The organism is Paenibacillus nasutitermitis (assembly GCF_014641075.1).
GTDB classification, from domain to species: Bacteria; Bacillota; Bacilli; order Paenibacillales; family Paenibacillaceae; genus Paenibacillus_Z; species Paenibacillus_Z nasutitermitis.
This window is the reverse complement of sequence record NZ_BMHP01000002.1, coordinates 1,621,740-1,645,034: the sequence shown is the minus strand read 5'-3', so window position 1 is coordinate 1,645,034 and position 23,295 is coordinate 1,621,740. Positions and strand designations below refer to the sequence as shown.

Sequence of the window (23,295 nt, the reverse complement as noted above, 5' to 3'; positions counted from 1 at the left end):
TGAGATGCCAATCAAAGTACCAGACCATTTACCCGCCAAAGACATCTTGTCGGGCGAGAACATTTTCGTGATGGATGAAAGCACTGCCTTTCACCAGGACATCCGGCCGCTGCGGATTGCCATTTTGAATTTGATGCCTACCAAGGAAACAACGGAAACCCAGCTGCTCCGGCTGATCGGCAATACCCCGCTTCAGGTAGAGGCAGTTCTGCTCAACCCGCGGACGCATACGTCCAAGAATACGTCGCTGGAGCACCTGGAAAGCTTCTATAAATCATTCGACGATATCAAGCACGAGTTCTATGACGGGATGATCATTACCGGGGCGCCTATTGAGCATCTTCCGTTTGAAGAAGTGACGTATTGGGAAGAGCTCAAAGATATTATGGACTGGAGCGCCCGCAGAGTCACCTCGACGCTGCATATCTGTTGGGGCGCACAGGCAGGGCTTTACCATCATTACGGTGTTCCGAAATACGAGCTGCCGAAGAAAATTTTCGGCGTCTACCCGCATACGCTGGAGAAACGGAATGTGCCGCTGCTGCGGGGATTCGATGAACAGTTCTACGTGCCGCAGTCCCGTCACACCGAGTTTCGCAAAGAGGATATCGAGCCGATATCCGACCTTGAGATTCTGTCCACCTCCACGGATTCCGGGGTGTATCTGGTGGCCTCCAAGGATAAACGGCAAATCTTCGTTACCGGTCATTCCGAATACGATCCGCTTACGCTGAAATGGGAATACGACCGCGATCAGGCCAAAGGCATGCAAATGGATGTTCCGGAAAATTATTTCCCCAACAACGATCCATCACAAATGCCGTTGTCCAGCTGGCGTGCGCACGCGAATCTGCTGTTCTCGAACTGGTTGAACTACTATGTGTATCAGCAGACCCCATACGATTTGGGCGCGGGTATCTAACTTTCAAATGGATGATAAAGCGGTCCAATGGAGCTTGTTTTTACGCTGATCCTGGATTCGATTATAACAAGAGCTGAAAAGGAGCTTATCATAAAATGAAAATTGAAAGCCGATTAGCCCAGATAGGTTCCCAGAGTGAACCGGTAACCGGAGCGGTGAGCTTCCCGATTTATCAAGCTACCGCCTTCCGCCATCCGCAGCTTGGCCAAAGCACCGGATTCGATTATGCCCGTTCGAAGAGCCCTACCCGCAAAGTGCTGGAAGATGCCGCGGCGGAGCTGGAAGCAGGCGATGCCGGCTTCGCGTGCAGTACCGGCATGGCAGCCTTGCAAACGATTTTCGCATTGTTCAGTCAGGGCGACCATCTGCTGGTATCGCTTGATCTTTACGGGGGCACCTACCGTCTCCTGGAGCGGATCATGAGCCGTTTTGGCGTAACCGCTTCTTATGTGGATACGAATGATATTGACGCGTTATCCCAGCTGTGTAAGCCGAATACCAAAGCCGTTCTGATCGAGACGCCGACCAATCCGCTCATGATGATTACCGATATTGAACGGGTATGCGCGTGGGCGAAGACAAGAGGCCTGCTGACCATCGTGGACAACACGCTGCTCACGCCTTTCTTTCAGCGTCCCATCGAGCAAGGTGCGGATATTGTCATTCACAGCGCGACCAAATATCTTGGCGGCCACAACGATGTGCTTGCCGGGTTGATCATAACCAAAGGCGAGGAGTTGTCCGAGCAGATGGCCTTCCTGCATAACTCCATCGGGGCCGTGCTTGGGGCGCAGGATTCCTGGCTGCTGATGAGGGGCATGAAGACGCTTGCGCTGCGGATGGAACGCCATCAGGAGAACGCGGTCCGAATTGCGGGCTGGCTGTATGATCATGAGGCAGTGGAAGAGGTTTATTATCCGGGTCTTGCCCACCATCCCGGCCACGATATCCAGAGCCGCCAATCTTCAGGCAACACGGGGATATTCTCCTTCCGACTGAAGGATGCCAGGTATGTCGAGCCGATTCTCCGTCATATCCGGCTTATCGCCTTTGCCGAGAGCCTTGGCGGGGTGGAGTCGCTAATGACCTATCCATCTGTGCAGACACATGCCGATATTCCGGAGGAAATCCGCCGCCGAGTCGGTGTGGACGACCGGCTGCTGCGTTTCTCCGTAGGCATAGAGCATGCCGACGACCTGATTGCCGATCTGGCGCAGGCACTGGAAGCGGCTAAACGCGAAATCGGAGAGGAGCAACAGAGCTAATGGCAGAACAGGATCAGCAGAAAGCAAATAAAGCAGAAAAAAAAGACAAGCAGTTCGCCACGAAGCTTATTCACTTCGGAGCGGAAATCGATGAACATACGGGAGCTTCCAGCGTTCCGATCTACCAGGCGTCCACATTCCATCATCACGATATCTTCAACCCGCCGGATTACGATTACAGCCGTTCCGGCAATCCGACCCGCCAGGCGCTGGAGGATTACATTGCGCTGCTGGAGGGGGGAGAGCGCGGCTTTGCATTTTCCAGCGGAATGGCCGCTATCTCGACAACCTTTCTGCTCCTTTCGAGCGGGGACCATGTAATTGTGACGGAAGATGTATACGGCGGCACTTACCGCCTGCTGACATCCATTCTTGACCGGCTTGGCATTGAATCGACGTTTGTTGATATGACTCGGTTCGAAGAGGTGAAGGCAGCGCTCAAACCGAATACGAAAGCGGTATTCATGGAGACGCCTTCGAACCCGACGCTGAAAATCACCGACATTGCGGAAGTTACCGCATGGGCGAAACAGCATGACCTGCTGACCATGCTGGACAATACGTTTATGACACCCTATCATCAACGGCCCATCGAGCTGGGTGTGGATATTGTGCTGCACAGCGCAACGAAGTTCCTCGGTGGACACAGCGATGTGCTCGCCGGTCTTGCTGTCGCCGCCAATGAAAGCCTTGGCCGCAGGCTCAAACAGCTGCAGAATGGGCTGGGCACCGTGCTCGGGGCCCAGGAATCCTGGCTGCTGATCCGCGGCATGAAGACGCTGCAGGCGCGTATGGAGCACAGTGAGAAGAGCGCCCGCAAGCTGGCTGCCTGGCTCTCCCGGCTTGATGGGGTGGAGCGTGTGTATTATCCGGGTCTGGAAGATCATCCCGGACGTGACATTCATGAGAAGCAATCGCTTGGTTATGGAGCGGTAGTTTCCTTCGATGTTGGCGACGGGGACCGGGCCAAGGCGGTGCTCAGCCGTGTGAAGCTGCCGATTGTGGCGGTTAGTCTGGGAGCGGTGGAGAGCATCCTATCCTACCCGGCAATGATGTCCCATGCGGCGATGCCGCGTGAGGTACGGCATGAGCGCGGGATTACCGACGGACTGTTGCGTTATTCCGTGGGACTCGAGGATATCGATGACCTGATTGCCGATCTTGAACAGGCACTCCGTCAATAAACCGACATATTTGCTTAAAAACAGCGGAAAAGCGATATATAGCGTTACGCGGCAGTCCTGATGGACCTGCCGCGTTTTTCGATATTCAGGCATCCATTTTCATCGTCTTACGGGGAATGACGCATTCGTACGCTTTATGTTAAACTATTTTATAGGAAATTATAGACGTTCATTTAAAGAGTGGATTAGAGTGGACCTTGATAAACAAGCCATCCCACAAAAGAGGCACCACTATTAATGAAGGAGGTCTTTCGCGAACATGCAAAATATAGATCGTATTTTGGATAAAGCCTTGCAGGGAGAACGAATCGGGCTGGAAGAATGCGTGACGTTGTTTGAATCCGACGAAATCGAGAAAATGGGCCATGCCGCAAATATTCTAATGGAGCGGCGTCATCCGGAGCCGATAACGACATTTGTCGTCGGCCGCAACATCAATTATACGAATGTGTGCGACGTTTTCTGCCGGTTCTGCGCCTTTTACCGGGCTCCAGGATCGCCGGAAGGTTATGTTCTGCCGGATGAAACGATTTTGCAGAAAATCCAGGAAACGATGGATGTGGGCGGGACCGAAATCCTGATGCAGGGCGGAGTCAATCCGACGCTGCCATTCTCTTATTATCTGGATCTGCTGCGCAAAATTAAAGTTCATTTCCCGGGCATCACGATGCACTCCTTCTCTCCGGCGGAAATTCACAAAATGCGCGAGATTTCGGATGGACTGACGATGGAAGAAGTGATGCGCGAGCTTAATGCTGCGGGACTTGATTCCCTTCCCGGCGGAGGCGGCGAGATTCTCGATGACCGGACGCGCCGCAAGATCAGCCGTTTGAAAGGCTCATGGACCGACTGGATGGATGTTATGAAGACTGCCCATCGCGTAGGGATGAACACCACCGCGACGATGGTGATCGGGTTTGGGGAAGAGATGGAGGAGCGCGCGCTACATTTGCTGAGAGTGCGCGACGCTCAGGATGAATGCATCACCAATGGTTATGATTCACGTGGCTTTCTCGCTTTTATTCCATGGACTTTCCAGCCGGAAAACACCAATATGAAGCGGGAGAAGGCTACCCCTGAGGAATATTTGAAGACGCTGGCGATCAGCCGGATTACGCTGGACAATATCGATAACTTCCAATCCTCCTGGGTCACGATGGGACCGGAGGTAGGCAAGCTCTCCCTGCAGTACGGCTGTAATGATTTCGGCAGCACGATGATTGAGGAGAATGTGGTTTCCGCTGCGGGAACCACCCATAAAGTCAATATTGAATCGATTCTGCGGCTGATCCGCGAAGCGGGCAAAATCCCAGCCCAGCGGAATACCAAATATGAAATCCTGAAGATGTATCAGGAAACCGATGGCGTCGAGCATGATTTTATTATGCAGAACTAAGAATACAGATAAATAGAATAAGCTCCCTGCAAGCAATCCCTTGAGGATTGTACAGGGAGCTTATTTTCATTTTCATCAGGCAAGTTGGGTTCCGGCGTAATTCGTGGCGATAATGGTTCTGTTCTTGCCAGAGTTCTTGGCTTTGTAAAGGGCCGCGTCAACACGGTTGAAGAATCGCTCTTTGTCGTCGCTGGCTGAATATTCACCTATTCCGATACTGACTGTCACCGGCTTGCCGCCCAGAGAGGCATGCGTCAACTCGGAAATATGGACCCGGATTTCCTCGATTTTCTCGATGGCATCGGACAATTTCTTGTCCGTGAACAGAATCGCAAATTCCTCTCCGCCATAGCGGGCTACAAAATCGTTCGAGCAAGCCTTGCTGCGGATTAATTGGGCGACCCCCTTCAAAACGGCGTCCCCGGCCCGATGTCCGCACGTATCGTTCACATGCTTGAAATTATCAATATCGATCAGGGCCAGTTGAAGAGGCAAGCGGTTACTTTCATGTTGTTCAATAAGCTCTTCGAAATATTCATGGAACGTCATATGGTTATACAGATCGGTTAATGCGTCGGTTTTGGCCAGCTTGTCCATCCAGATGGTTTTGACCAGCAGCTCCTGATTGGATTCGAAAGATGATTTGAGATGGCTGATCAGTTCGCGCCCTCGGGAAATCACACCCCATCCAATTAGCGTAAAGCTGGAGAACATAACGGTGATCGTAGTCAGTCCAACCAGCGTGATGTTCTCATTCATGACATCATTGATGCCGTACATGAGATAAACCGATGCCAGCGTTATGAAATAGGCAAAAATCATTTTTTTGGGATGAAAGTAAAAAATGGACACCATTGTGGGCAGGAACAGGCCAAGCAGCAAATAATCGATGGAATTATGGATGTAGGCAAGAATAAAGGCCAGTAAGGATGATGTAACGATCATGATGTAATCCTGGTACTTGCCTTTCAAGGCCCGGATCAGAGTTTCTGCAAGTACAAGGGTGAATAACTGAAAGATGGTTGGTTTCACCATATATATGAGAATGAATTCTTTGGAAGGGATTTCGGTAATCGTTAAATATAGACACTCCAAAAAAATCGAAAAAAGCAGAATCAACCAAAAACCGCTGAGAAGCATGCGATTCCAGCGGTACCGGTTATAATCCAATGATTCATAGTCCATATAGCATTCACTCCAGCACCAGCTTCGTTCAAAAAACAATATACCACGAATGCTCATTCTTTCCAATCCCTAACCATTTACCCACAGGATGTATCGTATATATGCCTTTGCCCCGCCATATACTGAAACAGGAAACATTTTGATGAAATTTAAGGGTCGGACGATATAAAAAATGTAGGAGTGAGCTTATGGAATTGTTCACCGTTTCTTTGATGTCGGCTTCGGGCGAAGCGATCGGTCGGCTGCATGAGTATTTGCTGGAAGAATTTCTTGATTTACATAAGGCTGCGGAAGCAGACGGCGGCTGCATGAAGGTGCATTTCACTCCCGACCTGCAGCATTCAGCCATAACCTGCAGCGCTTCGCTGGAGCATTTTAAGCTCCCAGTCGATGGCCCGGAAGTGTACCGACGGGCAGCGATCGCTTTTGCCCAATATATATTATCGGAAATGGAACCGCTGCTGCTGCAGTCGATTATCCGGAGACAGTTTCATTATGAAGAGCCCGCCGAGATCAAATTGGTGGAGCAGTATTGCAAAAACCTGCTTTTTGGAGGCGGTACGCTGTCCCATGACAGTGTAGAGGCAGATCCGGAAATGCTCCGGATCGACAGGGAGCGGAGGAAAAATAAAGTGGCGGCCGAGATTGAAACATTTCTTGGCAGCAATACCCGGATTCATCTGGACGGATATGTGACATTCCGGCTTGGCCCCTATTGGGAAGAGCTGCGTGAAATCGCGGCATTTGCCGTGGATGAATATGTGATGGATAAACAATATCAGGAGTTTATTTCCTTATTGAAATATTTTGTGCGTATGCAGGAGGTTAAACTGCCTGTCGTCCATGTGGTCCATAAGGGCGGCACGGAATTTGTTCTCTATGATGAACATTTCCAAATGCTTGAAGCGGTCCCGGCTGACCGGATTGTGGCGGAAATGCTGGAGTCGGAAATGAATATGGAAGACATGATCGTCAGCACGCTGATTACAATATCTCCGGAAAAAATCGTGATTCATACCCGGCAGCCGGAGCTTCAGGTGATGCGTACACTGGAAACGATTTTTGAGCAGCGGGTGCAGCTTTGCGTGGAATGCTCGAGCTGTTCCTTTTATTTTGAACAATTTCATGACCACAAGCAGCATGAGCCGGCTTCAGCCGTACGGATGATTAATGCCAAACGCAAATGGACTTGACCGCCTCTTGTCTCCAGGCTTATAATTATTAGCGTAAAAGCCATGATAGAGCCAAGTATTTGCCAAGGATGCGCACGTTACAGAGAGAGGGACCTTCAAGGCTGCAAGTCCCTTACGACGCGCTGGCGGATATACCCCTTTTTAGCTGCCCAGTTGAAGCTGTCTGGATAGACGGTAGTAAGCTGTGCCGGATTCGTTCCCGTTACCGAACGCTCTCAAGGATTGACACCGGCTGTTTGAAGAGCAGCTGTCAATTGAACCAGGGTGGAACCACGGGTCTAACAGGCACTCGTCCCTTTTTTACGGGATGTGTGCTTTTTTTTGTTGTCACAAATATATGTACTTTAGGAGGATGAACATGTCGATTCAAGTGAAATTTCCTGATGGGAATATGCGGGAATATGATGGGGGAACCACTGTTGAGGATATAGCAGGCTCGATTAGCAGCGGGCTCAAGAAGAATGCTATTGCCGGCAAAGTCAATGGCCAGGTGGTGGATGTGTATACGCCGCTTGAGCAAGACGCAGCAATAGAAATCGTGACGGTAGAGTCGGCGGAGGGGCTGGAGGTTTACCGCCACAGTACTGCGCATTTGATGGCACAAGCGATTAAGCGCCTTTATGGCAGCACCGAGGTAAAGCTTGGCATCGGGCCGGTAATCGAGGACGGCTTCTACTATGATATCGATATGGAGCAATCCCTGACGCCGGAGGATCTGGTCAAAATCGAGAAGGAAATGGAGCGGATCGTACAGGAAAATCTGCCTATCCGCCGCCGTGTAGTTAGCCGCGAGGAAGCGATTACGATCTTCACGGAACTGGGCGACCCGCTTAAACTGGAGCTGATCCGCGATCTGCCTGAAGGCGTGGAGCTGACCATTTACGATCAGGGCGAGTTCTTCGATCTGTGCCGCGGCCCCCATTTGCCTTCCACGGGGCGGATCAAGGCATTTAAATTGCTAAGCGTAGCCGGAGCTTACTGGCGCGGGGATTCCAAGAATAAAATGCTGCAGCGCATATACGGCACTGCTTTTCCCAAAAAAGCGCAATTGGACGAGCATCTCCATTTCCTGGAGGAAGCCAAAAAACGCGATCACCGAAAGCTTGGACGCGAATTGAAAATGTTCACTTTCTCACGCGAGGTGGGACAGGGGCTTCCGCTGTGGCTGCCTAATGGAGCAACCGTAAGACGTACGATGGAGCGGTATATCGTCGACCTGGAAGAACGGCTTGGCTATCAGCATGTTTACACACCGGTGCTGGCCAATGTGGAACTCTACAAGACAAGCGGCCACTGGGAGCACTACAGCGAGGATATGTTCCCCAAAATGATTATGGACAATGAGGAGCTTGTCCTTCGTCCCATGAACTGTCCGCATCATATGATGGTCTTCAAAAGCGAAATGCGTTCATACCGGGATCTGCCTGTACGGGTGGCGGAGCTTGGAACGATGCACCGCTATGAAATGTCCGGAGCGTTGACCGGTCTTCACCGCGTCCGCGCCATGACCTTGAATGACGCCCATATTTTCTGCCGTCCCGATCAGATCAAGGAAGAATTCGGCCGTGTAATCAAGCTGATTCGCCTGGTCTATGAAGATTTCGGCATTAAAGATTACCGGTTCCGGTTATCCTACCGCGATCCTAAGGATACGGAGAAATATTTCCCCAATGACGAGATGTGGGAAATGTCCCAGCGCATGCTGCGCGAGGTTGTGGAGGAGCTGGAGCTTCCGTTCTTCGAAGCGGAAGGTGAAGCGGCGTTCTACGGTCCGAAGCTGGATGTTCAAATCAAGACAGCGCTTGGCAAAGAGGAAACGCTCTCCACGGCACAGCTTGATTTCCTGCTGCCGGAGCGCTTCGAGCTTGAATATGTGGGCGATGACGGGAAGAAGCACCGTCCGGTCGTTATTCACAGAGGAATAATCAGCACAATGGAGCGGATGACTGCTTTCCTGCTGGAAAATTTCGCAGGAGCGCTGCCGTTATGGCTGTCGCCGGTCCAGGCTAAAATTCTTCCCGTTTCGACGGCATACGAGTCCTATGCCCGTCAGGTGGAAGAGAAGCTGCGTGAAGCCGGAATCCGGGTGGAATCCGATCTGCGCAATGAGAAGCTGGGCTACAAAATCCGCGAAGCGCAGCTGGAAAAAGCGCCATATATGCTAGTAGTCGGCGACAACGAAGCACAATCGGAAACGGTATCGGTTCGCAAGCGCGGTGAAGGCGATATTGGGGCAAAGCCCGTTGCAGAGCTTATCGCGCTGCTCCAGGAAGAAATCAAAACCAAGCAAATTTAAACAAATGGGTCTATGAAACTATTTTCCAATTCATAGAAAGGTGAATAAAGCTTGTCTCATATGGGTAACCTCCTTCTAGGGGGGACTACATTCAAATGAAGACAAGCTTATTGCCCGTCTTACGCTTTTTGTTAATCATGCTGGCTGCAGGGGCCGTTTTGATAACAAGCACTTCGGGAGATTTCGCCGTCATCCGGCAGGAACAGACAGACGTTCCGGCGGTCAGGGTCATCAGGCCTTTGAATCTCGCTGTTCCGGCTATGTATCAGAAGAAACCGGAAACCAAGGTGCAGGAAGTGAAGCAGAAGCCAAAAGCAAGGAAACATATTCGTGTTGTCGCAACCGGTTATACGGCTGGCATAGAATCGACCGGCAAGAAGCCGGGGCATCCGCTCTACGGAATTACGTATTCGGGAGTGAAGGTCAGGCGTGATGTCGTCTCGACGATTGCAGCAGATCCCAAGGTTTTTCCGATTGGGACCTTGTTGTATGTCCCGGGTTATGGATACGGAGTGGTAGCCGATACGGGTTCTGCGATAAAAGGCCACAAAATAGATTTGTATTTTGAGACCCGCAAGCAAGTGTACAAACAGTGGGGCAAACGGACGGTAGAAGTCCAGCTCATCAAGCAAGGTGAGGGGAAAGTGTCGGAAGCGTGGATAAAGGCCTTAAACAAGTCGGTTCCCGCCGAAGGACCTATACCGGAATCTTTGTTGGAATCCTAAAAAATATGGGGAAGGCTGTTCAACAGGCATGAAAAATGTTGAAATGCCTTCTTTTTTTTATAGGAAAAATGTGGTACGATTGCCGTAAACGCTATCATAAAAAAGCGGGGCGGTTGCCTGTGAGTATGGATCACCATTTTATGGAAAATGATGGGGAAAGACCTTACGAGCCGGGAGAAGTGGAAGATCGATTGCGGGAATTATATAATCAGATGATCCGAGTGGCTTATGCGAAAGTCGTCAACAAATCGGATGCTCAGGATGCTGTCCAGGAGGCTTGGGTGAATATTCTGACCAAACAGAATACGCTGCGCGAAAAAAGCAAGCTACATTCCTGGGCGAAGACAATCACGGCTAATGCTGCCATTAATATTAACCGGCAGTCCAGGCGTGCTCAAAGCTATGGCTGGCAAGAAGCGGAGAAGGATCAGTCGCAGGGCGTGCATCAGGATGAGGCTGGATTGCAATTTGAAATTGCCGAGCTGCTGGGTTTGTTGGACCCTCGTTCAAGAACGATGCTGCTGTATAAGTTTTATTACGGATTCAAGGATCAGGAAATTGCCGATGCCATGAAGATGCCCGTAGGAACTGTGAAGGCAAGAATTCACCGGAGCAAGCTGCAGCTCAAGAAATTGGACAAGCAGTCCGATGCCTGGATCACATAAACGGTATCCCGATATGCCATACTATTGGTATTACGGGGGGGTGAGTCCAATGGCGAAAAACAAAAGCAATAAGGCAAAAGCACCACAAAACCAATACAACTCTGAATTTGCCGAAGAAACCCATACAACTGCGAATAAGTCTGCTTCACAGAAAGCTCAGAAGTAAGGCTGTTTCTAATAAAATTGTGATGGGGGAGCCGATAAGGCTCCTCTTTTTTGTTGTCCCCAACCCGCGTCCCTTCCGTTGGTCCTGCCCGACAGGAAAAAAGCCAGTCCTGCAAAGAGATGACCGATGGATTTCTCTCTCGGTCTCAGGTCGTAGACCAGGTTCAACCGGGAGACCCTTTATGCGTTATAATTCATACGGTATACTGGGATTACAAACTTAAAGAACAACGATTGGAGCTGATCGTGCTCATGAATGGACAATTTTTAACAAGGGTCATGTGGGGGCTTTTCATCGTGATCATAGGAATCAGCTTATTGTTGAGACAGGGAGGTTTCCTGGATTTTAGCATAAGCGATGTCATTCGGGTTTTCTGGCCTGTTCTGCTGCTGCTGTCCGGCTTTCAGGAGCTGCTCAAGAAGCGGGAACGCGGGGGTAGTTCGCTCTGGGGCGGTTTCGTACTGATTGCGATCGGTTTTGTATTTCTTGGCCGGAATCTTAATCTGTTTGACTGGTCGGTCGGCGACTTGGTTCGAAGCGCGCTGCCTTTCATCATTATCATATTCGGGATCCGGATGATTATGAAACCGAAGCAGAAGAATGAGCCTACGCCGCCGGATGACTGGAAAGCTTATAATTACCCGCCCACCGACCAGCCGGTGCCGCCTGCTCCTCCGCTTCATCCGGACCCAACCCAAAAAGTTGGACTGGATTCGAAGATCAATCTGAAGAAAGAGCCCGTTTCTCCGCCGCTTCAGACTGATGCTGAGCCACTGGGGACGGAAGCGGAGCGCCCCGATAACTCGGGACAGGCTTATGCCGAACCCAAAAACGCGTTCGAAAGACAGTATTATAATGAAAAGATGGAAAAGTGGGCCAGGAAAGCGGAACGGCTGCGCGAGCGGATGGAGCACCGGGCCCATCGGGCCCACCGACATCATGGACGGGACAGTGAGCGCCATGACCGGGTGGAATGGTGGAACCAGGATCCGGACGCCCAGACGCGCTCCGGGTTTATCGGAGACATCTACGTCGGCCATGATTACTGGGAATTGAAACCGATGAATATCTCGCATTTTATCGGAGATACGGTACTGGATTTGACAAAAGCGCAAATCCCTTACGGCGAAACGAAAATCAATATTTCTTCTTTTATCGGCGATGTAAAAGTATTTCTGCCTAATGATCTGGAAGTGGGCTGCAACGTGGTCTCCAGCGCTTTTATCGGGGATGTTGCCGTTCTTGACCGCAAAGAAGGCGGCGTGTTCAAGAATATGAATGTAAAAACCGCTTATTTCCAGGAGACGGACAAAAAAATCAAGCTGGTCGTGAGCACCTTTATCGGTGATGTTCGCGTGACGAAGGTAGGTTGATACTGCTCATGATGGTGAGATTGTTTCGAAACAGCAAATGGGACATGATTCTGATGTTTGCGGCAGCATCCTCGGTATCTGTGCTGCTGTGGAATATAGGGACCCGAATTGCCAATCCGGAAGTCAATAACAATGACTTGTGGATTGGCATCACGGCCCTTTTCCTGCTTATCAGCGCAGGCTTCGGCTACTGGGCGGCGCAGCGGATTCAGCGGCGGATGGATATGCTTCATCTCGGTCTTAAGCAAGCTTCGCACGGCAACTATTCAGCAAGGCTGCCGGAGGAAGGAGCCCGCAATTTTACAGCGGTTTTCCGGGAATTCAACGATATGCTTGAAGCCCTTGACCAGCGCACGCAGCTGATCCAGCGGACAGGCGAGGACCAGGTCATGCGCGAGGCGGCTTCCAATGAAGCGGCCGTGCTGGAGGAGCGCAAGCGTCTGGCCCGTGATTTGCATGATACCGTCAGCCAGCAGCTGTTTGCCATTCATATGTCGGCCTCTTCCCTTCCCAAGCTGCTGGAAATTAACCACGAGCGCGCTGTTTCCGTCATGGAGCAGCTTATCTCGATGTCGTCTTTGGCCCAAAAGCAAATGAGAGGCTTTATTGCGCAGCTTCGGCCTATGGAGCTTGAAGGCCGGTCGCTACAACAGGCGCTTGATAAATGGTTCCCTGATTATTGCCGCCAGAATGGTCTGCAAGGCGTGTTGGAATGGCGGATTAAAGAGAAGCTCTCGGAAGCCAAGGAACATCAATTGTTTCTGATCATCCAGGAAGCAATGGCCAATATCGTCAAGCATGCCGGCGCGCAGACCGCGTTTCTGACTTTGGCCGAAACGGAGCGGCAAATTGTGATGACCCTGCAGGATGACGGTGTGGGCTTCCGCGCCGATATGGTCAAGCGGGGATCTTACGGCCTTTCGACGATGCGTGAGCGATCCAACAAGCTTGGGGGAGATACTTCGATTATTAGCAAGCCGGGAAGTGGAACAAGGGTGCGCGTAACGCTCCCGAATTACATTAACAAAGGAGCGGGTCAGGATGAGCGGGATGAAGCAGTGGAAAATCATGATCGTGGATGATCATGACATGGTGCGGGCAGGTCTTCGTACTTATTTAATGTTGGAGCCCAAGTTTGATGTTGTTGCCGAGGCGGCTAACGGAGCGGAGGCGCTTGCGCTGCTCCGCGGTGGAAGCGCAGAGATGCGGCCGGAACTGATTCTGATGGATCTGATGATGCCCATCATGGATGGCGTGGAAACAACGGGAGCGATTATGAAAGAATTTCCCGAGATGAAAATCGTGATGCTGACGAGCTTTCTGGAAGATGAGAAGGTGGTTGCCGCAGTTGAGGCGGGGGCAGTCAGCTATGTGCTCAAAACGGTGTCGGCCGAAGAGCTTATCTATGCCATCAGCGGAGCGGTGAAGGGAATGCCGGTCATGACGGCGGATGTATCCCAAGCATTGACCCGGGGACTGCGCCAGCGGACAACGCAAGGAGACGACGAAGGCTTAACGGAACGCGAGAAGGAGGTTCTGCTTCTGATCGCGGAAGGGCGCGCCAATAAAGAGATTGCAGACGAGCTCCATATCAGCATTAAAACGGTCAAAACCCATGTCAGCAATCTTCTGATGAAATGCGATTTGGAGGACCGGACACAGCTGGCCGTGCTTGCGCATCGCAAAGGCTGGGTGAAAACGGGATAAAAGAGGAGAGCTGTGGGCATTGTAAGGGCATTACCTTCACAATAAAGGAGAATGCGAACCTTATGATCCCACTTTCATCCAATCTGGAATCCCTTGAACATGAGTTTACCCATATGAAAAATGTGCTGGAGGGGCATGAATTCGCCCTTGGCGGAGGCTGGAGCTACGAGGGTGGCTCTTTTGACCGTTTTCTCGATGAGGCCCATAAAGTATGGCTTCGTCTTCCGTTCCAGGTGATCACCGGGACTGTGGACAGCGAATCGGATGACCATCATGCACTGATTAGAATGGGCAGGCCCTTTGTGCTCAAGCATGTATACAATGAAGGGCTTGATGAAGATACTGAAGTGCGGGTGATGGGCGGTTTAATTAACCAGTTTCAGGAGCCGGTTGATCCGGATGCGGAAATCGAACCCCGTTACGTAGAGAAAGCCAGGCATGTGCTGGGCGAGGTTGAACAGTTGTTTGCGGGCACAAATCCGCCAAACTAGATTATAAAAATGCCGGAATGTCTATGTATACAATAGGCGATCCGGTATTTTTATTTCCTTTTATATGATTTTTAAGTTTGATTTAAGGTAGATTGTGCAAAATAGACTTAAGACAACAAACGAGGTAAAACGGTTACAGCTATCATGGGAAACCATTATACTTAGGAGGAGATATACATGGACGATCAGAACAAGAAGAATTCCTTTGACGATTTCTTTGATTCGCGCAAGGATGAGGACAACACGCAGCAGCAAAATGACAATGGCCCTGCTCAGGCTCATGAAACAGACGCACCCGAGCAGCAGGCAGATTCCAAGTCATCTTCCTATTATTATTCGTATGGTCCGTTTAAATCCACGGACGCGGATCCATCGCAAGAAGCCGTAATGGACCAAAGCGGAAGCGGAAGCATGACCTCGGGCCCGAACACCCAGCAAGTTGAGATGACCCCTCCTCAGCAGGTACGGCCTTTTGCTCCGGCTCAATCGACACGGGGAGGCTGGCAGGTCAAAGAGAAGCGCCGTACATCATTTAAAGCGATTTTCGCATCGTTCATGGTTGGTGTAGTTGCTGTAGGAGCTTTAATGTACACAGCCGATAATCAGAACTGGTTCACAGGCGCGCAGGCTGCACTGACGCAGCCCGAATCGAATAAGGCGTCCTCTGCCGTGAATAAAACCGGAGATGACGGGAAGGTGTCCACAGCAGCCGATGTGGTCCGTCCCAACAATATCGCGCAGATTTTCGAGTCGGCAAGCCCGGCTGTCGTGAAAATCGAGACGTTCGTGAAGCAGAGCGCTTCCCAAGGACGCGGTTCGCTCAATGACGATTTCCTTCGTCAATTCTTTGGAGATGAATTCGGCGGCAATCAGGATAATGGCCAAGGCGGCAGCACCGATCCAGGCAGCAAGAGCGGCGATCTGACACCGAATGGTATGGGTACGGGATTCTTCTTCGACTCCAGCGGGTACATCCTGACGAATCAGCATGTTGTTGGAGACGCGGATCAAATTAAAGTAACGGTTCAAGGCCATGCCGAGCCGCTCGTAGCGAAAAAGCTGGGCTCCGATTATAATCTGGATCTGGCTGTGCTGAAGGTGGAGGGAACAGACTTCCCGACGCTTCCCATCGGCGATTCCGGCACAATCGATATCGGCGACTGGGTAGTCGCAATCGGAAACCCGTATGGCTTTGACCACACGGTAACCGTAGGCGTGCTCAGCGCCAAAGAGCGTCCGATCAGCATCCAGGATGCGGAAGGCACACGCAACTACGAGCATCTGCTGCAAACCGATGCATCCATTAATCCCGGCAACTCGGGAGGACCGCTTATTAATCTGAACGGAGAAGTCGTGGGCATCAACACCGCAGTAAGCTCACAGGCACAGGGGATCGGATTTGCAATACCGACTAGCACGATCAAGGAGAACCTGGAAACGCTGAAATCCAATAAAGAGATTCCGAAAGCACCGATTCCATTTATTGGAGCCGAGCTGGCGGAAATTACGGACTCCATCGCCCAGCAGCTGGGTCTTGGCAGTAAAGAAGGGTCTATTGTCTCCAATGTTTATTACAAGTCGCCCGCTTATGAGGCCGATCTGAGACAATACGATGTCATCACTGGACTTGACGGCACGAAATATAAAACGCGCGAAGAATTGATTGCCCAGATTCAAAAGAAAAAGGTAGGCGATGAAGCGACGTTGAACATTATTCGCAACGGCAAGGCCATGGATCTGAAAGTTACGATCGGCAACAAGGAAGAGTTCAAGTTTTCGGGACAGCAATAAATCAGCCGTAACCAAGGACGCAGGCAGTGCAAGAAGCTGTTCTGCGTCTTTTTATCGTTAAAAAAAGCGGACCTTCTTCAATGTTTGACATTAATTGCGCTATAATAAGCTTATTAGCCTTTCTTCTGGAGAACAACAAATTATGGCAGTTCCAGCACTTATAAATGACGGGGGAATACAATGAGACCGCATATCCTGGTAATTGACGACGATGAAAAAATTACATCTCTGCTCCGCAGAAGCCTGGCCTTTGAGGGATATGAGGTGGTTACCGCGAATAATGGCCTGGAAGGGCTGAAAATTATGCTGACAAGCGATCCCAATCTGCTGATCCTGGATGTGATGATGCCGCAGGTCGATGGATGGGAGGTTTGCCGCCGGGTGCGGGAAGGCGGGAGTACTGTACCGATCCTGATGCTGACCGCCAAGGATGATATTCAGGACCGTGTGAAAGGGCTGGATACCGGCGCGGACGATTATCTGGTCAAGCCCTTCGCGCTTGAGGAGCTGCTGGCCCGGGTAAGAGCGCTGCTGCGCCGGAAGTCTGACAAGCTGGAGGATTCCTCGAGTCGGCTGCAATATGAGGATTTGACGCTGGATCTGGATTCGCGCGAGGCCATCCGGTCGGGACGAAGAATCGATCTGACGGCAAAGGAGTTTGATTTGCTGCTGTTGTTTATGCAGAATCCGCGGCGCGTACTGACGCGCGATGCGATTATGGATAAAATATGGGGATATGATTACAGCGGGGAATCCAATGTGCTGGAAGTCTATATTGCCATGCTTAGACAGAAGACCGAGGATAAGACCGACAAACGGCTTATTCAAACGGTACGGGGCACCGGATACGTGCTCAGAGGAGAAGGAGGCTGACCGGAATGTCCATTCGGTTAAGACTGACGCTGTGGTATTCCGTGGTGCTGGCGGCTACGCTGATCGCATTTGGCGTGGCGGTATACTTTTTTGTCAATTATAACGCTTATAGCGATATGAAAGACCGGATAAATGCTCAGACGTCAAAGCTCGCGGGGAATATTAGTTTTGACGGGGCTGATTTGGATCTCAATGGACGTGTGCTGACGGATAATCAGTTGTACATTCAGCTCATTAACTATAAGAATAGCAATCATCTGCAACAGACCACAAATTTATCGTATATCAATATGAAGCTGCCTTTCCCAAAAAGTGAAGAGATGACAGGGAAAGGGGGATATTACGACAATATCAATGTTTCTGGAAATCCGTTTTTGGTTTACCAGCAGCCGTTATACAGCAATGTTGACAATTCGTTAATTGGACTCCTTCAGGTGGCGGCTTACTCCGGACGCGAAGAATCTCTGCTGAACAATCTGCGGACAATACTCGTTTTCTCCTCTGTCGCAGCTCTGCTGATCGCCTTTACCGTGGGGCTGTTTCTGGCCAGGCAGGCGCTGCGGCCGATTGAAAATGTGATCCAGGCGAGTAACAAAATTCAACACAGCTCGGATCTGAGCGTCCGCATTCCACGGGAAGGGCCCAATGATGAGATGGGTCGGCTGACGGATACCTTGAATAATATGTTAGGCCGGCTCGAGACCACGTACAACGTGCTTGACGATGCTTATAAAGCGCAGCGCAGATTTGTATCCGACGCTTCTCATGAGCTGCGCACGCCGCTTACGACGATCCGCGGCAATATTGAGCTGCTTGAGCGGATGTGGCTTCCAGCGCTTGCTGCCGCTGAGGGAAGAGCTCCCGCTGACGAGGATGAGTTCAACCGTCTGCAAAGCGATACCCAGCGGCTAACCATAAGCCGCGAAGCGATGCAGGATATCGCCGGCGAAGCGAAGCGCATGTCCAGTCTCGTGAACGATCTGCTGGCGCTGGCCCGCGCAGATGCCGGCTATGAGATGGAAAAAACCATTCAGCCGCTGCTGCCATTGGTGGAGGATGTGGCCCGCAGGGCCCAGCTCCTGCCGCGGTCGGCCGAATGGCGGATCGGGAATCTGATGCCGCTTGAAGGCATTGAAGTCGCCGGTCATGCCGATTTTCTCCGTCAGCTGTTTTTTATTTTTGTGGAGAATGCTTTCAAATATACGTCTGAAGGTTACGTGGAGATCAGCGCGGTCCGCGCATCCAATCAGGCAGGCGTTATTATCCGGGATACCGGTATCGGGATGGATAACAAGGAAATTCCTCATATCTTCGAGCGCTTCTACCGTGCAGATGAGTCCCGCGGCCAAACAAGCGGTACCGGTCTGGGACTTTCGATCGCCAAGTGGATTATCGATGAACATGGCGGCTCCGTAGAGGTGTCTACCCGTGTAGGTGAAGGGACGACCTTTATTGTATGGCTGCCAATTGCTTTCCTCGACAGGCCTATTCAGGTATAATGAAGGGAAGCCGTGTTTATTTGAAGGACGTACGCGTTGCGCCGCCGGTGAATGCACGAGAAGAATGTGCAGCGACAGATGTTTCTTCTTACTTATGAGGAATGAAGGCAGGTGTACAGATTGGAAATTGTCAAAATTTCACCAAGGGGCTACTGCTATGGCGTTGTTGACGCTATGGTCCTGGCGCTTAAAACCGCTCAGAACCTGGAACTGCCGCGCCCCATATATATTTTGGGCATGATTGTGCATAACAGTCATGTGACTGATGCTTTCGAACGTGAAGGAGTTATTACTCTTGACGGTGACAACCGCCTTGAGATTCTGGAGCAGATCCAGAGCGGAACGGTGATCTTCACGGCGCACGGCGTTTCTCCCGAGGTCAGGGAACGTGCCCGCAGCAGGGGCTTGACGGTTGTTGATGCGACCTGTCCCGATGTGACCAGAACCCATGTCCTGATCAAAGAAAAGGTCGAACAGGGTTACGAAATTATTTATATTGGCAAGAAGCTGCATCCGGAACCGGAGGGCGCCATCGGGATCGCTCCGGATCATGTTCACCTGATCGAGAAAGAAGCGGAGATCGATCTCCTTGAGCTACCGACAGACCGTATTATTATTACCAACCAGACAACGATGTCGCAGTGGGATATCAAACACATTATCAGCAAGCTGCTTGCGAAGTTTCCGACGGCGGAAATTCATAATGAAATCTGCCTGGCCACTCAAGTCAGACAGGAAGCTGTCGCGCAGCAGGCGGGTCAAGCCGAGCTGTGCATTGTGGTCGGCGATCCGCGGAGCAATAACTCCAACCGTCTGGCGCAGGTTTCCGAAGAAATTGCCGGGGTGGAAGCGTATCGCGTATCCGATGTTACAGAGATCGATACTTCCTGGCTTAAAGGCAAGAGCAGAGTGGCAGTAACCTCCGGCGCATCCACACCTACGCCGATCACCAAAGAAGTGATCTCGTATCTGGAGCAGTTTGATGAAGCCAATGAAGAGACTTGGGAACCGCGGCGAACCGTCAATATCGGCAAATTGCTGCCCACACTCCGAACGAAGTCTACTTTATGAGCAGCAGGAGCGCAACTCCCATACAAGCTTCGAGAAAACCGCGCTCAATAAAACGTTGGCTCAAGCTTAAATATACGCAGCTTCTCAGAGCCCCGGGCGGGCCTTCCTTTGTGGCTCTGGGTTTTTCTATCGGGATGGCTGTGGAAATGTTCACGCTGCCGACTTACGGCCTGGCTTTTTTTCTTATTTTTCCTCTCATTTATTGGCTCAGGGCCAGCTTCGCAGGGGCTTTGATTGGATTCGTGGTCGGCAAGATCATCTTTATTCCCGTTGCTTTCGTCAACAACATGGTTGGAGGATGGGTACTGCCCAACCGGATCAGAGTCGACATCCAATTTCTTCCGCAATGGCTCAATCACGCCTTGTTGATGAACCTGAAGCTGATCGTAGGCGGAATCATTGACGGTATTGTGCTGGGCCTCATTTTTTATTTTCCGGTCAAGCTGGCTCTGGCATATTTTGCCCACAAGCGGCGGGAGAAACGGAAATTGAAACGGGTCCATTTGGAATCCAAACCAATATCGGAAATTTAACAGTACCGGTCTCTTGACGAGACCGGTTATATTATGTATATTTACTTTAGCGATTAAAAGCATAAAAGCTTAAAAGCACACACGCGTTGAAGCGCGAAAAGGGGAGACTGACTTATGATCGTTATAACAAACAGCCATGTAACCGAAGAGCGCATTAGCGAAATTGTGGAGCAAATTGAGAAATCCGGTGTTCAGGCCCATGTATCGCGCGGAGTGGACCGTACGGTGATTGGTATTATCGGCACAGCAGAACCAACGCTGGCGGAGCATTTGCGTCAAATGAAGGGCGTTGAGAATGTCATTAAAATATCGAAGTCGTATAAATTGGCAAGCCGGGATTTCCATCCGGACGATACAATCATCGAAATCAAAGGCGTAAAAATCGGCGGTGAGCATCTGGCTATTATGGGTGGTCCATGCGCGGTGGAAACGCCGGAACAGATCGATGAAATCGCCCGCTTGGTGAAGGCCGCCGGTGGCCAGGTGCTGCGGGGAGGAGCGTTTAAACCGCGGACCGGGCCTTACAGCTTCCAGGGCGTCGGAGTCGAAGGGCTTGCCATGATGGCGGAAGCCGGCCGCAAACATGGTCTGCTGACCATTACGGAGGTCATGACGCCCGAATACGTGGATGTTTGCGCGGAATATGCGGACATTCTTCAAATAGGAACGCGAAATATGCAAAATTTCGATCTTCTGCGCAAGCTGGGGACAATCAAGACGCCGGTTCTGCTCAAACGCGGATTCAGTGCCACCTACGACGAGCTGCTTAACGCGGCAGAATATATTCTGGCTGGCGGAAATCCGAACGTTATGCTTTGCGAGCGCGGTATCCGCACATTTGAATCCTACACCCGGAATACGCTGGATTTGACGGCAATTCCTGTACTGCAGCAGCTTAGCCATCTACCGGTCATCTCCGATCCGAGCCATGGTACGGGAAGGCGGGAGCTGGTTGAGCCGATGTCCAAGGCTTCCGTGGCTGCAGGTGCAAACGGGCTTATTATCGAGATGCATACGGATCCCGATAACTCTATGACGGGTGACGGAGTCCAATCCTTGTTCCCTGACCAATTCGCCAAGCTTCTGAAAGAACTGGAGCAGCTTGGGAATCTTGTCGGTAAAAAATTCGATACCCCCAAGGAGCCGGCTGATTATTTCACGACCTGGAAAGTATAAATAAGGTCGGTCAGCACTTGCTTAGAGGAAACATATGGAAGCAGCAAAGCCTTGCTATATAAGGTTTTGCTGCTTTTTTTTGCTGAGCCGGCTTCCATGTCAGGTATCCTTATTTCGATAATGTGAAGATACCTGACAATAGAATCAAAAATACCTGACATAAGTATTGACGGGTGCTGGCCTTAATTTTATAATTACTTCATGGTTTCGGTGAAAAATTGAACATTCAAGGTTCAATACTACGCAAACGTTCGGAAATGGAGGAAATTTTCAAATGTCAGCACAAAATGTATTAAACATGATTAAGGAAAATGAAATTCAGTTTGTCGATTTCCGTTTTGTTGATCTTTCGGGTCGCGCTCATCACATTACGCTTCCTTCGACTGAAGTGGAAGAGGAAACGTTTGAGAACGGTGTCGCATTCGACGGTTCTTCAATCCCGGGATTCCGCGGTATTGAAGAATCCGATATGGTGATGATGCCGGATACCCAAACCGCTTATGTGGATCCTTTTACGGAACACCAGACGCTGAATATCATGTGTAATATTCATACGCCTGACGGCGAACGTTACGACCGTGATCCCCGCAGCATCGCGCACAAAGCGGAGGAATTTCTGAAAAAATCCGGTGTGGGTACGACAGCTTTTTTCGCGCCTGAATCCGAATTCTTCATTTTCGACGATGTTCGCTATGAAAGCTCGATGAATACTTCTTCCTTCTATGTAGATTCCGAAGAAGCGGCATGGAATACGAACCGCAAGGAAGAAGGCGGCAACCTGGGCTTTAAAGTTGGCGTTAAAGGCGGTTATGTTCCGGTTGCTCCGGTTGATTCCCAACAGGATATCCGCAGTGAAATGGTTCGTTTGATGCAGGAAACCGGCCTTCGCGTCGAGCGTCATCACCATGAGGTGGCTACGGCAGGCCAAGCAGAAATCAACTTCCGCTTCGACACGCTGACCAAGACGGCTGACAACCTTCTGAAATATAAATATATCGTGCATAACGTAGCCCGCATGAGCGGCAAAGTCGCCACATTTATGCCTAAACCGCTGTTCGGCGACAACGGAAGCGGGATGCATGTCCATCAATCCATCTTCAACGGCGATTCCCCGCTCTTCTATGAGAAAGGCGCATATGCCAACATGAGCCCGATGGCTATGAACTACATTGGCGGGATTCTGCATCATGCCCCGGCATTGATTGCCTTGTCCAACCCGTCGACGAACTCGTTCAAACGGCTTGTTCCCGGATATGAGGCTCCTGTCAATCTGGTCTTCTCCAAAGGCAACCGTTCCGCGGCCATTCGTATCCCGGTAGCTGCTGTAACGCCTAAAGGCTGCCGCATTGAATTCCGTACCCCGGATTCCACGGCTAATCCTTATCTCTGCTTTGCGGCTTTGCTGCTTGCGGGACTGGATGGGATCAAACGTAAAATCGATCCGGTCGCTCTGGGCTATGGTCCTTTCGACAAAAATATCTATGAGCTGTCCGATGAAGAAAAGAAAGAAATCCGTTCGGTACCGGGTACGCTTGACGAAGCGCTTGACGCTCTTGAAGCCGATTCCGAATTCCTGACCGAAGGCGGCGTATTCTCCAAAGACTTCATTGAGAATTATGTGGCGGTCAAACGTCAGGAAGCGAAAGCCGTAAACATCCGCGTTCATCCGCATGAGTACAGCCTATACTTCGACTGTTAATCATTTTCGGACTTATAATGATGGTCATTTATGACCTTCGAACCCTCCATTCACGGAGGGTTCGTTTGTCTTCCTAAGGCCGGAA

Annotated in this window: 20 protein-coding genes; 19 read left to right on the top strand and 1 reads right to left on the bottom strand. The window is 50.8% G+C overall.

What is annotated here, in order from left to right:
- Positions 1-4: 4 nt before the first annotated feature.
- The 4 genes from metA (at position 5) to mqnC (ending at position 4,767) form a co-directional block, all read left to right on the top strand.
- Entirely contained in the window at positions 5-922 is a 918-nt protein-coding gene (metA, locus tag IEY46_RS17675) for a homoserine O-acetyltransferase MetA (RefSeq protein ID WP_188993254.1), read from the top strand.
- A 95-nt stretch (positions 923-1,017) separates the two neighbouring features.
- Positions 1,018-2,187 (top strand): PLP-dependent transferase, encoded by a 1,170-nt coding sequence (locus IEY46_RS17670; protein WP_188993253.1) that lies wholly within the window; start codon positions 1,018-1,020, stop codon positions 2,185-2,187.
- The gene (locus IEY46_RS17665) at positions 2,187-3,371 is read left to right on the top strand and encodes a trans-sulfuration enzyme family protein (protein ID WP_188993252.1); all 1,185 of its coding nucleotides are present in this window, start codon (positions 2,187-2,189) and stop codon (positions 3,369-3,371) included. Before IEY46_RS17670 ends, IEY46_RS17665 begins: the two co-directional genes overlap by 1 nt.
- Positions 3,372-3,630: 259 nt before the next feature.
- Entirely contained in the window at positions 3,631-4,767 is a 1,137-nt protein-coding gene (mqnC, locus tag IEY46_RS17660) for a cyclic dehypoxanthinyl futalosine synthase (protein ID WP_188993251.1), read from the top strand.
- A gap of 75 nt (positions 4,768-4,842) precedes the next feature.
- Here the strand turns inward: mqnC and IEY46_RS17655 are convergent, their stop codons facing one another.
- Positions 4,843-5,952, bottom strand: a complete 1,110-nt coding sequence (locus IEY46_RS17655) for a GGDEF domain-containing protein (RefSeq protein ID WP_188993250.1) — start codon at positions 5,950-5,952, stop codon at positions 4,843-4,845.
- A gap of 188 nt (positions 5,953-6,140) precedes the next feature.
- Between IEY46_RS17655 and IEY46_RS17650 the strand changes: the two genes are divergently transcribed.
- The 15 genes from IEY46_RS17650 (at position 6,141) to glnA (ending at position 23,210) form a co-directional block, all read left to right on the top strand.
- Positions 6,141-7,145, top strand: a complete 1,005-nt coding sequence (locus tag IEY46_RS17650) for a putative sporulation protein YtxC (RefSeq protein WP_188993249.1) — start codon at positions 6,141-6,143, stop codon at positions 7,143-7,145.
- A 358-nt stretch (positions 7,146-7,503) separates the two neighbouring features.
- On the top strand, positions 7,504-9,441 hold the full coding sequence (thrS, locus tag IEY46_RS17645) for a threonine--tRNA ligase (protein ID WP_188993248.1): 1,938 nt from the start codon (positions 7,504-7,506) through the stop codon (positions 9,439-9,441).
- A gap of 95 nt (positions 9,442-9,536) precedes the next feature.
- Positions 9,537-10,166 carry a 3D domain-containing protein gene (locus IEY46_RS17640; protein WP_188993247.1) on the top strand — a complete coding sequence of 210 codons (630 nt, stop codon included), beginning with the start codon at positions 9,537-9,539 and terminating at the stop codon, positions 10,164-10,166.
- Positions 10,167-10,291: 125 nt separating this feature from the next.
- Complete coding sequence (locus IEY46_RS17635; RefSeq protein WP_229750395.1) at positions 10,292-10,831, top strand: RNA polymerase sigma factor; 540 nt, start codon at positions 10,292-10,294, stop codon at positions 10,829-10,831.
- A 285-nt stretch (positions 10,832-11,116) separates the two neighbouring features.
- Positions 11,117-12,370: a cell wall-active antibiotics response protein LiaF gene (gene liaF, locus IEY46_RS17630; protein ID WP_308422816.1), complete on the top strand. Its 1,254-nt coding sequence runs from the start codon at positions 11,117-11,119 to the stop codon at positions 12,368-12,370.
- An 8-nt stretch (positions 12,371-12,378) separates the two neighbouring features.
- Entirely contained in the window at positions 12,379-13,452 is a 1,074-nt protein-coding gene (locus IEY46_RS17625; protein WP_188993245.1) for a sensor histidine kinase, read from the top strand.
- Complete coding sequence (locus IEY46_RS17620) at positions 13,412-14,077, top strand: response regulator (protein ID WP_229750342.1); 666 nt, start codon at positions 13,412-13,414, stop codon at positions 14,075-14,077. The genes IEY46_RS17625 and IEY46_RS17620 overlap by 41 nt, the downstream gene beginning before the upstream one ends.
- A 62-nt stretch (positions 14,078-14,139) precedes the next feature.
- On the top strand, positions 14,140-14,568 hold the full coding sequence (locus tag IEY46_RS17615; RefSeq protein WP_188993244.1) for a YugN family protein: 429 nt from the start codon (positions 14,140-14,142) through the stop codon (positions 14,566-14,568).
- A 177-nt stretch (positions 14,569-14,745) separates the two neighbouring features.
- Complete coding sequence (locus IEY46_RS17610) at positions 14,746-16,359, top strand: S1C family serine protease (RefSeq protein ID WP_188993243.1); 1,614 nt, start codon at positions 14,746-14,748, stop codon at positions 16,357-16,359.
- A 180-nt stretch (positions 16,360-16,539) separates the two neighbouring features.
- Positions 16,540-17,232 (top strand): response regulator transcription factor, encoded by a 693-nt coding sequence (locus IEY46_RS17605; protein ID WP_188993242.1) that lies wholly within the window; start codon positions 16,540-16,542, stop codon positions 17,230-17,232.
- A gap of 5 nt (positions 17,233-17,237) precedes the next feature.
- Positions 17,238-18,731 (top strand): sensor histidine kinase, encoded by a 1,494-nt coding sequence (locus IEY46_RS17600; protein ID WP_188993241.1) that lies wholly within the window; start codon positions 17,238-17,240, stop codon positions 18,729-18,731.
- A 120-nt stretch (positions 18,732-18,851) separates the two neighbouring features.
- Complete coding sequence (locus IEY46_RS17595; protein ID WP_188993983.1) at positions 18,852-19,802, top strand: 4-hydroxy-3-methylbut-2-enyl diphosphate reductase; 951 nt, start codon at positions 18,852-18,854, stop codon at positions 19,800-19,802.
- Positions 19,799-20,335, top strand: coding sequence for a DUF2062 domain-containing protein (locus IEY46_RS17590; protein WP_188993240.1), 537 nt, complete (start codon positions 19,799-19,801; stop codon positions 20,333-20,335). Before IEY46_RS17595 ends, IEY46_RS17590 begins: the two co-directional genes overlap by 4 nt.
- A gap of 114 nt (positions 20,336-20,449) precedes the next feature.
- Positions 20,450-21,511: a 3-deoxy-7-phosphoheptulonate synthase gene (gene aroF / locus IEY46_RS17585; protein ID WP_188993239.1), complete on the top strand. Its 1,062-nt coding sequence runs from the start codon at positions 20,450-20,452 to the stop codon at positions 21,509-21,511.
- Positions 21,512-21,785: 274 nt separating this feature from the next.
- Positions 21,786-23,210, top strand: a complete 1,425-nt coding sequence (gene glnA, locus IEY46_RS17580) for a type I glutamate--ammonia ligase (RefSeq protein WP_188993238.1) — start codon at positions 21,786-21,788, stop codon at positions 23,208-23,210.
- Positions 23,211-23,295: the final 85 nt, after the last annotated feature.

What these genes read in the sequence shown, in the direction of transcription:
- metA (WP_188993254.1), top strand. Translation starts at nt 5, where the DNA reads ATGCCAATCAAAGTACCAGACCATTTACCCGCCAAAGACATCTTGTCG.
- IEY46_RS17670 (WP_188993253.1), top strand. Translation starts at nt 1,018, where the DNA reads ATGAAAATTGAAAGCCGATTAGCCCAGATAGGTTCCCAGAGTGAACCG.
- IEY46_RS17665 (WP_188993252.1), top strand. Translation starts at nt 2,187, where the DNA reads ATGGCAGAACAGGATCAGCAGAAAGCAAATAAAGCAGAAAAAAAAGAC.
- mqnC (WP_188993251.1), top strand. Translation starts at nt 3,631, where the DNA reads ATGCAAAATATAGATCGTATTTTGGATAAAGCCTTGCAGGGAGAACGA.
- IEY46_RS17655 (WP_188993250.1), bottom strand. Translation starts at nt 5,952, where the DNA reads ATGGACTATGAATCATTGGATTATAACCGGTACCGCTGGAATCGCATG.
- IEY46_RS17650 (WP_188993249.1), top strand. Translation starts at nt 6,141, where the DNA reads ATGGAATTGTTCACCGTTTCTTTGATGTCGGCTTCGGGCGAAGCGATC.
- thrS (WP_188993248.1), top strand. Translation starts at nt 7,504, where the DNA reads ATGTCGATTCAAGTGAAATTTCCTGATGGGAATATGCGGGAATATGAT.
- IEY46_RS17640 (WP_188993247.1), top strand. Translation starts at nt 9,537, where the DNA reads ATGAAGACAAGCTTATTGCCCGTCTTACGCTTTTTGTTAATCATGCTG.
- IEY46_RS17635 (WP_229750395.1), top strand. Translation starts at nt 10,292, where the DNA reads ATGGATCACCATTTTATGGAAAATGATGGGGAAAGACCTTACGAGCCG.
- liaF (WP_308422816.1), top strand. Translation starts at nt 11,117, where the DNA reads ATGACCGATGGATTTCTCTCTCGGTCTCAGGTCGTAGACCAGGTTCAA.
- IEY46_RS17625 (WP_188993245.1), top strand. Translation starts at nt 12,379, where the DNA reads ATGATGGTGAGATTGTTTCGAAACAGCAAATGGGACATGATTCTGATG.
- IEY46_RS17620 (WP_229750342.1), top strand. Translation starts at nt 13,412, where the DNA reads ATGAGCGGGATGAAGCAGTGGAAAATCATGATCGTGGATGATCATGAC.
- IEY46_RS17615 (WP_188993244.1), top strand. Translation starts at nt 14,140, where the DNA reads ATGATCCCACTTTCATCCAATCTGGAATCCCTTGAACATGAGTTTACC.
- IEY46_RS17610 (WP_188993243.1), top strand. Translation starts at nt 14,746, where the DNA reads ATGGACGATCAGAACAAGAAGAATTCCTTTGACGATTTCTTTGATTCG.
- IEY46_RS17605 (WP_188993242.1), top strand. Translation starts at nt 16,540, where the DNA reads ATGAGACCGCATATCCTGGTAATTGACGACGATGAAAAAATTACATCT.
- IEY46_RS17600 (WP_188993241.1), top strand. Translation starts at nt 17,238, where the DNA reads ATGTCCATTCGGTTAAGACTGACGCTGTGGTATTCCGTGGTGCTGGCG.
- IEY46_RS17590 (WP_188993240.1), top strand. Translation starts at nt 19,799, where the DNA reads ATGAGCAGCAGGAGCGCAACTCCCATACAAGCTTCGAGAAAACCGCGC.
- aroF (WP_188993239.1), top strand. Translation starts at nt 20,450, where the DNA reads ATGATCGTTATAACAAACAGCCATGTAACCGAAGAGCGCATTAGCGAA.
- glnA (WP_188993238.1), top strand. Translation starts at nt 21,786, where the DNA reads ATGTCAGCACAAAATGTATTAAACATGATTAAGGAAAATGAAATTCAG.